The sequence below is a fragment of the Pseudorhodoferax soli genome (assembly GCF_003337555.1).
Taxonomy (GTDB): domain Bacteria; phylum Pseudomonadota; class Gammaproteobacteria; order Burkholderiales; family Burkholderiaceae_C; genus Pseudorhodoferax; species Pseudorhodoferax soli.
In genome coordinates this window covers 395,451-408,296 of record NZ_QPJK01000006.1, presented here as the reverse complement: position 1 = coordinate 408,296, position 12,846 = coordinate 395,451, and the positions used below count along the sequence as shown (strand labels likewise).

Genomic DNA, 12,846 nt, shown 5'->3' with positions numbered 1-12,846 from the left:
CTCCCTAGGGATTACCCCGTTGAACGCCCGCCGAGCGGACAATAGTCTTCTAATACCGGTCACACACATCCGCCTGGCGGTCAATTTAAGACGTGGTTTGGGGAAAGTCAATACGGTCGACAGCAGGTTCAAGCGGCTGCAGACCGGCCCCGCGCCCACTTCCAACACGGGTCCTTTCCATGCACCGAAGAACGCTCTTCTCCCCCGACCACGAACAGTTCCGAGACACCGTGCGCCGCTTCATCGCGCAGGAAATCACGCCCGGCCACGCAGCCTGGGAGGAGCAGGGCCTGGTGCCGCGCGAACTGTGGCGCCGGGCCGGCAGCGCGGGCCTGCTGCTGCCGATGGCGCCGGCGGAACACGGCGGCGGCGGTGGCGATTTCCTGCACACGGCCATCGTGGTCGAGGAGATCGCGCGTGCGCTGGCCACCGGCGTGACCGGCTTCACCACGCACTCGGACATCGTGGCGCCCTACCTCGTCGAATTCGGCACCGAGGCCCAGAAGGCGCTCTGGCTGCCGCAGATGGCATCGGGCGAGGTGGTGGCCTCGATCGCCATGACCGAGCCCTCGGCCGGCAGCGACCTGAAGGCCATCCGCACCACCGCGCGCCGCGTGGACGGCGGCTGGCGGCTGGATGGCCAGAAGACCTTCATCACCAACGGCCACCACGCCGACCGCGTGCTGGTGGTGGCCAAGACGCAGCCCGAGGCCGGCGCCAGGGGCATGAGCCTGTTCTGGGTCGACACCGCCTCACCCGGCTTCGCCAAGGGACGGCTGCTCGACAAGATCGGCCAGCGCGCGCAGGACACGGCCGAGCTGTTCTTCGAGCAGGTCTTCGTGCCCGAAGCCGACCTGGTCGGCGCGGAGAACCAGGCCTTCGGCTACCTCATGCACGGCCTGGTGCAGGAGCGCCTCATGATTGCGCTGCGCTGCGCCACCGCACTCGAGGCGGCACTGGACTGGACCATCGCCTACACCCGGGAACGCCAGACCTTCGGCAAGCCGCTGATCGCCAACCAGCACACCAAGTTCAAGCTGGCCGAGATCAAGACGCTGGCCGCCGCCACACGCGCGTTCGTGGACCAGTGCGTGGCCGAGCACATGGCCCAGCGGCTCGACGCCGACGGCGCGGCCATGGCCAAGCTCTGGGCGAGCGAGGCCACCGCCGCCATCGACGACCTGCTGCAGATGTTCGGCGGCTACGGCTACATGCGCGAGTACCCGATCGCCCGCGCCTATGCCGACGTGCGGCCCAACCGCATCTACGGCGGCTCGTCCGAAATGATGAAAGAGATCATCAGCCGCACGCTGTGACACCCGGCTGCCCACCACCGATTTCAACCACCCGAGGATCGACATGGATCTGCAACTGAAGGGCCGCGTGGCCATCGTGACCGGCTCGGGCCGCGGCATCGGCCGCGCCGCCGTGACCGCACTGGCACAGGAAGGCGTACGCGTCGTCGTGACCGACATCGACGAGGCCGTGGCCGAGGGCACGGCCGCCGAACTGCGTGCCCAAGGCCACGAGGCCCTGGCGGTGCACGCCGACGTCTGCGACGAGGCGCAGGTGCAGCAGCTGGTGGAGCGCGCCGTGGCGGCCTTCGGCAAGGTCGACATCCTCGTCAACAACGCCGGCTTCACGCGCGACAAGTACCTGCTCAAGATGCCGATGGCCGACTGGGACGCGGTGATCGACACCGTGCTCAAGGGCGCCTACCTGTGCACCCGCGCCGCGCTGCCGACCATGATGGCCCAGAAGTGGGGCCGCGTGATCAACATCTCCTCGCGCGCGCACTGGGGCAACCCGGGCCAGACCAACTACTCGGCGGCCAAGGCCGGGTTGATCGGCTTCACACGCGCGCTGGCGCTGGAGCAGGGCAAGTTCAACATCACGGCCAATGCCATCGCCCCGGGCTTCATCGAGACCGAGCTGGTGCGCGCGCTGCCGACGTACGAGCGGCTGCGCGACGCGGCGCTGGCGCGCAACTCCGTGCCGCGCATCGGAACGCCGCAAGACGTGGCCGGCGCCATCCTGTACCTGGCCTCGGAGTACGGCGGCTACATCACGGGCGAGACCATCCACGTGAGCGGCGGCCGCTTCAGCGGCTGAGGAGCAGCGCCATGCAGCTCACACAGGGCCTGCACCGCATGCTGCAGCAGCAGCCCGGCAAGGTGGCCACCTGGTTCGCGTTGCCCGACGGCAGCGTGCGCACACGCACCTACGCGCAGCTGGGCGAGCGCGCCATGCGCATCGCCAGCGTGCTGCGCGCGCACGGCGTGGCGCCGGGCGACCGCGTGGCGCTGCTGTCAGCCAACAGCGACCGCTACCTCGAATTCTTCATGGCCACCTGGTGGGCCGGCGCCATCGCCTGCCCCGTCAACATGCGCTGGAGCGCGGCCGAGATGGCCTACTCGCTGGACGACGCGGGCGTGCGCGTGCTGCTGGTCGGTGCGGATTTCGTGCCCATGCTCCCGGCGATCCACGAACAAGCACGCGAGGGCTTCGCGGCGCTGTTCTTCGGCGACCCGGACAACGGCAGCCAGCCTCCCGACCTGCCCGACCTGGAAGCCTTGCTCGCCGCTTCCGCGCCCGGGCAGGAACACGCCGGCCGGCAGGACGACCCGGCCGCGATCTTCTACACCGGCGGCACCACCGGCCTGCCCAAGGGCGTGGTGCTGTCGCACCTGAACCTGTGGTCGTCGGCCATGGGCCGCATGGCGCAGGTGCCCTCCTCCGCCGATGCCGTGGCGCTGCATGTGGCGCCCATGTTCCACCTGGCCTCGGCGGGGCGGCTGATCTCGCACACGCTGATCGGCGGCTCGGCCATGGTCCTCGCGAGCTTCCGGGCCGACAGCGTGGTCGACGCGATCGAACGCCATGCCGTGGCCGAGGTGGTGCTGATCCCCAGCATGCTGCAGATGCTGCTGGACCACCCCTGCTTCGATCCCGCGCGCCTGGCCAGCCTGCGCCGCATCACCTACGGCGGGGCGCCGATCTCACCGGCCCTGCTCGACCGTGCGCTGGCGGCGCTGCCGCAGGCCGAGTTCGTGCAGTGCTACGGCCAGACCGAGGCCTCGCCGCTCATCACGATCAACTCGCACGAGAGCCACGTCGGCGAAGGCCGGCGCCTGGGCCGGCTGCGCTCGGCCGGGCGCGTGGTCTACGGCGTGCAGATGCGCGTGGTCGATCCCGATGGCCGCGACACCGCGCCCGGCGTGGCTGGCGAGATCATCGCGCGCGGCCCCAACGTGATGCTGGGCTACTGGCGCAAGCCCGAGGAAACCGCCAGGGCCCTGCGCAACGGCTGGCTGCACACGGGGGACGGCGGCTACCTGGACGAGCACGGCTACCTCTACGTGGTCGACCGGCTCAAGGACATGATCATCACGGGCGGCGAGAACGTGTATTCGGCCGAGGTCGAGAACGCGCTGGCCGAGCACCCGGCCATCGCCCAGTGCGCCGTGATCGGCATCCCGAGCGCGGCCTGGGGCGAGAGCGTGCACGCCGTGGTGGTGCTCAAGGCCGGCGCCTCGGCCACGGCGGCCGAACTGCAGGCGCACTGCAAGGCGCGGATCGCCGGCTACAAGTGCCCCAAGAGCGTCGAGTTCCGCGGCGAACTGCCGATGTCGTCCGTCGGCAAGGTGCTCAAGACCGCGCTGCGCCGGCCCTACCTGGACGCCATGCGGTAACGCCCCGGCGCCCACGGTGCGCAAGACAGATCGCCGACAGGAGGGCGAGGCGCGCACGCGTGCGCAGCTAGCAGGCCAGGGGCTTTCCCACCCCTGCCCGATCAGGCTAGGGGCTGGCGCAGGGCCGGCGCGGACCATGCAGGAGATCGGCAACACGGCACCGGCACCGCACCCTGCCGGCACGACAAGGAGACGACGGCATGCAGAACATCCGAGGATGGTGGACCCGCGCAACCGCAGGCGCTTTGCTGGCCTGGGCGGCCATGGGCGCGGCCGCCGCAGACTACCCCGAGCGCCCCGTGCGGCTGGTCGTCAGCGTGCAGCCCGGCGGCGCCACCGACATCGCGGCGCGCACCGTCGCGCACAAGCTCGGCGAGCGCCTGGGCCAGAGCGTGGTGGTGGAGAACAAACCCGGCGCCGCGACGCGGCTGGGCACCGAGTTCGTGACCAAGGCCAGGCCCGATGGCTACACCCTGGGTTTGTTCTTCGGCATCGCCGGCCTGTTCCAGCTGATGTTCGACGACTACGCGCCGCTGCAGCCCGGCAAGGATTTCGACGCGGTGACACTGTTCGCGCGGGCGCCCTCGTTCCTGGCCGTGAACGCCGCGCTGCCCGTGCATTCGGTGGCCGACTTCATCGCCTACGCGAAGCAGAAGAACGGCGGCCCGAGCTTCGGCCACAGCGGCAACGCCTCGACCACCAACCTGGGCGCGCTGGCGCTGCTCAAGTCGGTGGGCGTGGCCGGCATCGGCGTGGCCTACAAGGGCAACGGTCCCACCGCCGTGGCCATCGCCGCGGGCGACATCGACTTCGGCCTCATCGACTACCCGTCAGCTCGGCCCATGGTCGAGCGTGGCGCCATCCGGCTGATCGCGATCACCGAGCCCAGGCGCTCGCCGCTGCGCCCGGATCTGCCCACCACGGGCGAGCAAGGCATCACCCGCAGCATCGATGGCGTCACGCCCTGGTTCTTCCTCGCGGCACCGGCCGGCACGCCGCCGGCCGTGATCGCCCTGCTGAACCGGCAGGTGAACGAGGTGCTGAAGCTGCCCGAAGTCGTCGAGCGGCTGCAGGCCGCCGGTGTCGATGCCGAGGGCAGCACGCCGGCACAGGCCGTCGAGCGCTTCCAGGCCGACCGCGAGCGGCTGACCGGCATCGCGCGCGACCTCGGCGTCTCGCTGAAGAACTGAGCCACCACGGGAGCGCACCATGCAGACACCCGATGCCACCCCGCTCTGGCCCCGGCGGCGCGCCGTGCTGGCGGCCGCCGGCGCCGTGCTGGCGTTGCCGGCCCGGGCCCAGGTGCCCGCCTTTCCCAGCCGGCCGATCCGGCTGGTGGTGCCGTTCCCGCCCGGCGGCGGCACCGACCTCCTGGTGCGGCTGTACGCGCAGGCGCTGCAGGACGCCTGGGGCCAGAGCGTGGTGGTCGACAACCGCTCGGGTGCCGGCGGCGTGATCGGCGCCCAGCACGTGCAGACCCAGCCGCCGGACGGCTACACGCTGCTGGTGACGGTGAGCACCACGCACGCCATCCTGCCGCACATGCAGAAGCTGCCGTTCGACCCGTTCAAGGATTTCACAGCCGTCACGCTGCTCACGCGCGCGCAGTCCGGCCTGTTCGTGCGTGCCGACCACCCTGCCGCCAGCTTCCAGGCCTTCGTCGCCGCCGCCAAGGCGCAGCCACAGCCCACGGCGGTGGGCGACTGGGGCGTGGGCTCGTTCGGCCACCTCGTGGCCGCGGCGCTGGGCGCCACGCTGGGCTTTCAGGTCGTGCCGGTGCACTACCGCGGCGCCGCGCCGATCGCGCTGGCCGTGCTGGCCGGCGAAGTCCCGGCCGGTTCGGCCGACGTGGCGACGCTGCGGCCGCACCTGCAGGCCGGCAAGCTGCGCATGCTGGCCATCAACGGCGCGGCGCGCCACCCCGCGCTGCCCGATGTGCCGACCTACGGCGAACTGGGCGTGGCCGACCTCGACCCCTACTCCTGGTTCGGCGTGTTCGCGCCCGCCGGCACGCCGCTGCCGCTGCGCGAGAAGTTCGCCGACGTGGCGCAACAGCTGGCCCGCTCGCCGCAGGCCGGCGCGCGGCTGGCGGAACTGGGCTTCATCCCGGTCGGCTCGTCGCCGGCCGCGTTCGAAGCCGAATGGCGCGCCAGCTACACGGCGTTCGGCAACCTCGTGCGCAAGACCGGCATCCGCGTCGACGGCTGACCCTCCATTCACCCAGGAGCCCGCATGCACCGCTTCAGGAAACTGCTCGCAGCCGCGCTGTGCACCTTGGCTGCCGGGGCCTCGGCCTTCCCCGACAAGCCGGTGCGCATCGTCGTGCCCTACCCCGCCGGGGGCGCGACCGACGCCTCGGCCCGCATCCTGGCCGAGAAGCTGACCGCCGCCTGGGGCCAGCCCGTGCTCGTGGAGAACAAGCCCGGCGCCACCGGCGCCATCGGCACCGAGCTGGTGGCGCGGAGCGCACCGGACGGCAGCACGCTGCTGCTGCAGGTGCCCATCATGTTGTCGACCGAGCTCACGCGCCCCTCGGTGGGCTACCGCACGCTGCGCGACCTGCTGCCGGTGACCACGGTGTTCGTGACGCCCATCGTCTACCTGGCCAGCAACGCCGGCCCGCAGGGCGACCTGGCGGCCGTGCTGGCGCGGGCCAGGGCCAGGCCCGGGCAGCTCAGCTACGGCTCGCACGGGGAAGGCACGAGCACGCACTACATGGGCGAGCGGCTCAAGGCCACCGCGGGCGTGCAGCTCACGCACGTGCCGTACGCCGGCGACGCACCGATCCTGAACGACCTGCTGGGCGGCCACCTGCCCACCGGCTTCCTGAGCGGGCTCAACGCGAAGAAGGCCGAGGAAACCGGCAAGGCGCGCATGCTGGCGGTGGCCAGCCGCGAACGCTCGCCGCTGCTGCCGCAGGTGCCGACCTTCGCCGAGGCCGGCGTGCCGGGCTTCGACCGCCAATCCTGGGGCAAGCTGTTCGTGCCGGCCGGCACGCCGCAGGCCACCGTGGAGCGCATCGCCGCGGACGTGGGCCGCATCCTCGGCCTGCCGGAGGTGCGGCAACGCTTCGCCACGCTCGGCCTGATCGCCAGCGGCGGCACGCCCGCGGACACGCTGCGCGACGTGCAGGAAGACCACGCCTACTGGGTCGCCCTGGTCAGGGATTTCGGGCAACTCGGCAAGTAGGCTGCCCGGCAACGCACACCCCGCGGCTCTCCCTGCGCACGCGGGTGCGTCACGCCCCGAGCTGCCCGCGCACGAACGCCAGCACCGGCACGGCATCGCCCAGCAGCGCGCGGCCCAGCGCACGCGCGCAGTCGCCGGCGGAGGCCCCCGCGGCGCGCCACTCGTGCAGGCGCCGCGCATGGATGGCCAGCGCGTACTCTTCCGTGATGCCGATGGCACCGTGCACGGCATGCGCGATGGCGACCACCCGCCCAGCCGCCTCGCAACACGCGAGCTTGGCGTTGAGCGCCCGCAGGACGCTGGGTGCCGCAACGCTGCCGGCGCAGCCCAGCCGTGCCGCCATGCCCGCATAGGCGACCTGCTCGGCCAGTGCGCTGACCTCCATCTGCAGGGCCTGGAACTGGCCGATCGGCCGGCCGAACTGGCGCCGGTCTTGCGCGTAGGCCAGCGTCATGGCCAGCACGGCGGACATCGCCCCGGCCATCTCCGCGGCCTGCAACGGCGCCGTCAACAGCCCCGCCGTGTGCGGCGCGGGAAAGCGTGCCAGCGCTTGGTCCAGCACCAGGGCATCGAGCGCGCCGCTCAGGCGCGGCCGGTAGTCGCCCGCGCGCAGTGTGTGGCCGGCCAGCGCCAGCAGATGCCAGTGGCCTTGGTGCTGCACCAGCGCATGCGATGCCAGTTGCAGGCCAGGCGTCTGCGGCAGCGCGAGCGCGCCGCCGGGCGTTGCCACGGCGTCGCACAACACCATCGGCCGTGCGGGCCGCGGCACACCCGCCGCGGCCAGCAGCGCACGCGCGAGCGCCGTCTCCAGCAAGGGCAAGGGACAGGCATGCAGGCCCAGCACGAAGCCGACCTCGAAGCCGGCCGCCAGGTCCAGCCCGCTGCCGCCGTGCGCCTCGTCCATGAAGGCGTCGGCGTAGCCCAGTGGCTCCAGCTGTTGCCACAGCGCCATCGGTCCACCGGCTTCGAGTGCACGCACCTGCTCGGCCGAACAGTGCGCGGCCAGCGCGCTGCGCAGGCCTTCGACAAGGGAGTCGTCCATGCTCATGTTCTCCTGCTCACCGCATTCCCAGGCCGCGCGCGATGATCCCGCGCAGGATCTGCCGCGTGCCGCCCCGCAGCGAGAAGCTGGGCTCGATCTGCGTCAGGTAGGCCACCGTCTGCAGCAGCGCCGGCGGCGCCACGGCGCCGTCATGGTCCAGCGCCTGCGCCACCCAGCCCGGCACGGCCTGCTCGAACTCCGTGCCCAGGTCCTTCACGAACGAGGCGGCCAACGCCGGCTGCTCGCCGCGCTGCAGCTGTGCCGCGATCGACAGGGACATCGCGCGCAGCACCGCGGTGCTCGAGGCCATGCGCCCCAGCACCGCCAGGGCGGCATCGTCCACGGCCGGCTGCGTGCGCAAATGCGCCAGCCATGTGTCGACCAGCACCATGGACGACAGCAGCCGCTCGGGGCCGCTGCGCTCGAAGGCGAGCTCGGCCGTGACCTGCTCCCAGCCCGCGCCTTCCGCACCGACCAGTGCATCGGCCGGCAGCGCCACGTCGTCGAACAGCACCTCGCAGAAGTGGCGGTCCCCGGTGATGTCCAGCAGCGGCCGCACCGTGATGCCGGGAAGAGACAGGTCCACCAGCACCTGCGACAGGCCCTTGTGCCGGTCCTCCGGCGTGCCGGAGGTGCGCACCAGCGCGCACATGAACTGCGAACGGTGCGCGTTGGTGGTCCAGATCTTGCGCCCGCGCAGCACCCAGCCGGTGTCGGTGCGCAGCGCACGCGTGCGCACGCCGGCCAGGTCCGAGCCGGTGTCGGGCTCGCTCATGCCGATGGCCACGAACAACTCGCCACGCGCGATGGCCGGCAGGAAGCGCTCGCGCTGCGCCTGCGTGCCATAGCGCAGGATCAATGGTGCGGTCTGGCGGTCGGCGATCCAGTGCGCAGAGACCGGCGCACCGGCGGCCAGCAGCTCCTCGGACAGCACGAAGCGGGCGAAGGCGCTGCGGCCCGCGCCGCCATAGCGCGTCGGCAGCGTCAGCCCGAGCCAGCCCTGGCGCGCCAGCGCACGGCTGAAGTCCGCATCGAAGCCCATCCAGGAGCGCGCACGCAGGGCGGGCGGCATGCCCTGCAGGGCCTCGGCCAGGAAGCGCCGCACCGGGGCACGCAGGGCCTCGTCCTCGGCTGGAATGCGCACGGGCACGAACGACGTGGTGATGTCTTGCACGGTCCCTCCTCTCTCTAGAATTCCGGCGCATGGAACTGCGCCAACTGCGGCAATTCGCCGTCCTCGCCGACACGCTCAACTTTCACCGCGCCGCCGAGCGGCTGCACATGGCGCAGCCGCCGTTGTCCACGGCCATGCGCAAGCTCGAGGAGGAACTGGGCATCGTGCTGTTCGACCGCGACCCGCGGGGCCTGAAGCTCACGGTGGCCGGCGGCATCGCGCTTGCGCATGCGCGCCACACGCTGCAGGGCGCCGAGGAACTGCGCCGCGCGGCGACCGAGTGCGCCACCGGCGAGCAAGGCCGGCTCACGCTGGGCTTCGCGGGCACCTCCGCCTTCTCTCTGCTGCCGCGGCTGATCCCGCTGTTCCAGGCGCGCTATCCGCGCGTGGAACTGGTGCTGCGCGAATCGACCACGCGCGCCTTGATCGACGCGCTGGCCGAGCACACGGTCGACGTGGCGCTGCTGCGCACGCCGGTGTTCGAGCCCTGCGACGCCGAGCTGCTGGAGCTGGAGCGCGACCGCTTCGTGCTGGCCGTGCACCCGGACCACCCGCTGGCACAGCGCACGAGCGTGGCGCTGGCCGAGCTCGGCGACCAGCCCTGGATCCAGTATTCGCGCCTGCAGGTGCCGGCCATGCACGCGCTGGTGCAACTGGCGTTCCGCCATGCCGGCATCGCGCCCAAGGTGGTGCAGGAGATGGTGCAGGTGCCGACCGCCGTGGGCCTGGTGGAGAGCGGCATCGGCGTCGCGCTGGTGCCCTCGGTCACGGCGCGCTATGCGCTCACCAGTGTGCGGCTGCTGCCCATCGACGACCTGCCGACGCTGCTGGACATCGGCATCGCGCTGGCGCACCACCCGGCCGTGGCGACCGGGCCGACGCAGCGCTTCGTGGACACCGCCACGGAGATGCTGCGGGCCGGGCAAGCCGCGGCCGACTGAACTCACTCCTGCTCCATGCCGACGCGCGCAGCCACGGCGCGCAGCTGCGCGACTTCGCTCTCCTGGAAGGCTCCGAGCTCCTTCGGCCCCATCGGCGAAGGAATGCCGCCCAGGCTGGTGATGTAGGCCATGCCTTCGGGGCTGCGCACCACCTCCAGCACGGCCTTGGCCACCTTGGCGACGATGGCCGAATCGGTGCGCGCAGGAAAGAAGCCGCCGACCCAGGCGTGCACCTCGTGGCCGGGAATGCCGGCCTCGGCCATGGTCGGCACCTCGGGCAGCTCGCGCAGGCGCTGCCGGCTGGTCACGGCCAGGGCGCGCAGCCGGCCGCCCTTGATCAAGGGCACGACGGCGCTGATCTCCGCCAGCGAATACGCCACGTCGCCTGCCGCCAGGCCCATCACCGCCGCTGAGGTGCCCTTGTACGGCACGTGCGTGCCCGCCACACCGGCCTGCAGGTGGTATTGCTCGATCGCCAGCCGGTAGGTGGCCGTGCCGCTGCCGAACGGCACCTTGCCGCCGCCCGCACGCAGGTGGGCCGTCAGGTCCGCCATGCTGTGCAGCGGCGAGGCGGCCGGCACCACGAACACCATGGGAAAGCGGGCCGCCACGGCCAGCGGCGTGAAGTCGGCGATCGGGTCGTAAGGCAGCTGCTTGAACGACACCAGGTTGGTCGTCATCGGCGAGTTGCTGGCCCAGAAGAGCGTGTAGCCGTCGGCCGGCGCGCGGGCCACGAACTGCGCCGCGATGAAGCTGTTGGCGCCGGTGCGGTTCTCCACCACGAAGGGCTGGCCGAAGCGTTGCTGCAGGCGCGGCGCGAGGAAGCGCGCGATGGTGTCGGCCCCGCTGCCGGGCGGCAGCGAGACGATGACCTTGACCGGCTTGTTCGGCCAGTCGTCGGCCGGGCCGGCCAGTGCCGGCAGCGCGCTGGCGCCGGCCAGCGCAAGCAGCGCGCGGCGGCGGATGGGTTGCTGGTGCATGTCTGTCTCCTGGTTCGAATGGGAAAGGGGTTCAGGGCCGCGGCACGGCCTTGGTGCGCCCGCTGCCGAAGGCGGCCAGCCGCTCCTCGTGCTCGGGCGTGTGGTGCGCCAGCGCCTGGAACGCGGCGGAGAGTTCCAGCAGCGTGTCCAGCCGCACATGCTCGCCCTCGCGCAGCAGCCGCTTGCCCAGCCGCAGCGCATGGCCGGGCTGGGCCGCGATCTCCTGCGCCAGCGCCAGCGCGGCCGGCATCAGCTGCTCGGGTGCGACCACCTGCGACACCAGCCCATCCGCGCGCGCCTGCTGCGCATCGATGGCGCGGCCGGTGAAGGCCAGCTCGGCCGCGCGCGAGCGACCCACCAGCCGCGGCAGCAGCCAGGCGCCGCCGTCTCCGGGGATCAGGCCCAGCCGCACGAAGCTGCAGGCGAAGCGGGCCTGCTCGCTCGCGATGCGGATGTCGCACAGGCAGGCCAGGTCCATGCCGGCGCCGATGGCGTGGCCGTTGACGGCGGCGATCGTCGGCACCTCGAGCGCGTACCAGGCCAGCACCATGCGCTGGATGCCGTCGCGGTAGGCATCGCGCGACAGCACCGGCAGGCCCAGGCCGCTGCCGACCTGGTCGCGCAGCGCCTTGACATTGCCGCCCGAGCAGAACGCGCCGCCGCTCCCGGTCAGCACCACCGCACGCACTTCGCGGTCGGCGGCGATGCGCGTGCAGGCCGCCAGCAGCGCCTCGATCGCATCGGGATCGGAGACGGCGTTCTGCGTCTCCGGCCGGTCCATGGTCAGCACGGCCACGCGGCCCTCGCGCCGCTCCCTCAGGAAGGGCTTCATTCGGGTTGCACGCCGGCATTGCGCGCGGCGGTGGTCCAGCGCGTGATCTCGGTGCGCAGCAGGGCATCGAACTGCGCCGGTGTCGAGGCATGCAGCTCCACGCCCTGCGCGGCGAACTGCCTGTGCATCGCCGGCTCCGCCACGACCTGGTTGATCGCCTCGTTGAGCCGCTGCACCACGGGCGCGGGTGTCGCCGCGGGCAGCAGCACGCCGTGCCAGGTGGTGGCGCTGAAGCCCTTGAGCACGGTCTCGTCCACGGTCGGCACCTGCGGCAGCACGGCCGCACGCTGCGTGGTGGTGACGGCCAGCGCGCGCACACGCTGGTCGCGCACGAAGGGCAGCGCGCTGCTCAGCGCGTCCAGCATGAAGTGGATGCGCCCGCCGATCAGGTCGGTCATGGCGGGGGCCGTGCCCTTGTACGGCACATGGACGGCGCGCGTGCCGGTGCCCTGCAGCAGCAGTTCCACGCCCAGGTGCGTGATGTTGCCGATGCCGCCCGAGCCATAGCTGGCCTGGCCCGGGTGGGCCTTGAGGTACTGCACCAGCTGCGCCATCGTGGTGACCTCGGCCGGCAGTGCCGGGCCGGCGACGATGATGGCGGGGATGGATGCCGGCAGCGCGACCGGCGCAAAGTCCTTGGCCGGGTCGTAGCCCATCTTCTTGTACAGCGCGGGCGTGACCGCGATGCCCGAGGAGTGGTAGAGCGCGGTGTAGCCATCGGCCGGCGCCTTGGCGACGAACTCGCTGGCGATGTTGCCGCCCGCGCCGAGGCGGTTCTCGACGATGAACTGCTGGCCCAGCACGTCGCCGAGGCGGGCCGCCATCGCCCGCGCGACCACGTCGGTGGGGCCGCCGGCCGCATAGGGCAGCACCAGCCGGATCGGCTTGGCGGGCCAGGCGGCCTGGGCGCGTGCGGCCAGCGGGGCCGCTGAAGCGGCCGCCAGTGCGCCGATGGTGGCGAGCAGGCGTCGTCGGTCTGGATGGAACATGCTGGAT

At 72.0% G+C, this 12,846-nt stretch carries 12 protein-coding genes; 7 read left to right on the top strand and 5 right to left on the bottom strand.

The features are described 5' to 3' along the window. Positions 1–179: 179 nt before the first annotated feature. The 6 genes from DES41_RS22390 (at position 180) to DES41_RS22365 (ending at position 6,881) form a co-directional block, all read left to right on the top strand. Positions 180–1,316, top strand: coding sequence for an acyl-CoA dehydrogenase family protein (locus DES41_RS22390; protein ID WP_114469873.1), 1,137 nt, complete (start codon positions 180–182; stop codon positions 1,314–1,316). 43 nt (positions 1,317–1,359) lie between these two features. Beyond that, positions 1,360–2,112 (top strand): 3-oxoacyl-ACP reductase FabG, encoded by a 753-nt coding sequence (gene fabG / locus DES41_RS22385; protein ID WP_114469872.1) that lies wholly within the window; start codon positions 1,360–1,362, stop codon positions 2,110–2,112. 11 nt (positions 2,113–2,123) lie between these two features. Continuing rightward, positions 2,124–3,692 carry an acyl-CoA synthetase gene (locus DES41_RS22380; protein WP_114469871.1) on the top strand — a complete coding sequence of 523 codons (1,569 nt, stop codon included), beginning with the start codon at positions 2,124–2,126 and terminating at the stop codon, positions 3,690–3,692. Between the two features lie 200 nt (positions 3,693–3,892). Then, positions 3,893–4,882 (top strand): tripartite tricarboxylate transporter substrate-binding protein, encoded by a 990-nt coding sequence (locus DES41_RS22375; RefSeq protein ID WP_114469870.1) that lies wholly within the window; start codon positions 3,893–3,895, stop codon positions 4,880–4,882. Positions 4,883–4,901: 19 nt separating this feature from the next. Beyond that, positions 4,902–5,900: a Bug family tripartite tricarboxylate transporter substrate binding protein gene (locus tag DES41_RS22370; RefSeq protein WP_114469869.1), complete on the top strand. Its 999-nt coding sequence runs from the start codon at positions 4,902–4,904 to the stop codon at positions 5,898–5,900. Positions 5,901–5,924: 24 nt separating this feature from the next. Next, positions 5,925–6,881: a tripartite tricarboxylate transporter substrate-binding protein gene (locus DES41_RS22365; RefSeq protein ID WP_114469868.1), complete on the top strand. Its 957-nt coding sequence runs from the start codon at positions 5,925–5,927 to the stop codon at positions 6,879–6,881. 49 nt (positions 6,882–6,930) lie between these two features. Here DES41_RS22365 and DES41_RS22360 read toward each other — a convergent pair whose 3' ends face one another. Continuing rightward, positions 6,931–7,923: an acyl-CoA dehydrogenase family protein gene (locus DES41_RS22360; RefSeq protein WP_170168255.1), complete on the bottom strand. Its 993-nt coding sequence runs from the start codon at positions 7,921–7,923 to the stop codon at positions 6,931–6,933. 16 nt (positions 7,924–7,939) lie between these two features. After that, entirely contained in the window at positions 7,940–9,088 is a 1,149-nt protein-coding gene (locus DES41_RS22355; RefSeq protein WP_114470024.1) for an acyl-CoA dehydrogenase family protein, read from the bottom strand. A 38-nt stretch (positions 9,089–9,126) separates the two neighbouring features. On the opposite strand from DES41_RS22355, the gene DES41_RS22350 reads away from it, so the two are divergent. Further along, entirely contained in the window at positions 9,127–10,038 is a 912-nt protein-coding gene (locus tag DES41_RS22350) for a LysR family transcriptional regulator (RefSeq protein WP_114469866.1), read from the top strand. Between the two features lie 2 nt (positions 10,039–10,040). Here DES41_RS22350 and DES41_RS22345 read toward each other — a convergent pair whose 3' ends face one another. The 3 genes from DES41_RS22345 to DES41_RS22335 are packed head-to-tail and all read right to left on the bottom strand — an operon-like array spanning position 10,041 to position 12,839. Beyond that, entirely contained in the window at positions 10,041–11,018 is a 978-nt protein-coding gene (locus DES41_RS22345; RefSeq protein WP_114469865.1) for a Bug family tripartite tricarboxylate transporter substrate binding protein, read from the bottom strand. 31 nt (positions 11,019–11,049) lie between these two features. Next, positions 11,050–11,850, bottom strand: coding sequence for a crotonase/enoyl-CoA hydratase family protein (locus tag DES41_RS22340; protein ID WP_114469864.1), 801 nt, complete (start codon positions 11,848–11,850; stop codon positions 11,050–11,052). Then, entirely contained in the window at positions 11,847–12,839 is a 993-nt protein-coding gene (locus tag DES41_RS22335; RefSeq protein ID WP_114469863.1) for a tripartite tricarboxylate transporter substrate binding protein, read from the bottom strand. The genes DES41_RS22340 and DES41_RS22335 overlap by 4 nt, the downstream gene beginning before the upstream one ends. Between the last annotated feature and the right edge of the window lie 7 nt (positions 12,840–12,846).

Coding starts and splice junctions, on each gene's coding strand:
- DES41_RS22390 (WP_114469873.1), top strand. CDS start 180: ATGCACCGAAGAACGCTCTTCTCCCCCGACCACGAACAGTTCCGAGAC.
- fabG (WP_114469872.1), top strand. CDS start 1,360: ATGGATCTGCAACTGAAGGGCCGCGTGGCCATCGTGACCGGCTCGGGC.
- DES41_RS22380 (WP_114469871.1), top strand. CDS start 2,124: ATGCAGCTCACACAGGGCCTGCACCGCATGCTGCAGCAGCAGCCCGGC.
- DES41_RS22375 (WP_114469870.1), top strand. CDS start 3,893: ATGCAGAACATCCGAGGATGGTGGACCCGCGCAACCGCAGGCGCTTTG.
- DES41_RS22370 (WP_114469869.1), top strand. CDS start 4,902: ATGCAGACACCCGATGCCACCCCGCTCTGGCCCCGGCGGCGCGCCGTG.
- DES41_RS22365 (WP_114469868.1), top strand. CDS start 5,925: ATGCACCGCTTCAGGAAACTGCTCGCAGCCGCGCTGTGCACCTTGGCT.
- DES41_RS22360 (WP_170168255.1), bottom strand. CDS start 7,923: ATGGACGACTCCCTTGTCGAAGGCCTGCGCAGCGCGCTGGCCGCGCAC.
- DES41_RS22350 (WP_114469866.1), top strand. CDS start 9,127: ATGGAACTGCGCCAACTGCGGCAATTCGCCGTCCTCGCCGACACGCTC.
- DES41_RS22345 (WP_114469865.1), bottom strand. CDS start 11,018: ATGCACCAGCAACCCATCCGCCGCCGCGCGCTGCTTGCGCTGGCCGGC.
- DES41_RS22340 (WP_114469864.1), bottom strand. CDS start 11,850: ATGAAGCCCTTCCTGAGGGAGCGGCGCGAGGGCCGCGTGGCCGTGCTG.
- DES41_RS22335 (WP_114469863.1), bottom strand. CDS start 12,839: ATGTTCCATCCAGACCGACGACGCCTGCTCGCCACCATCGGCGCACTG.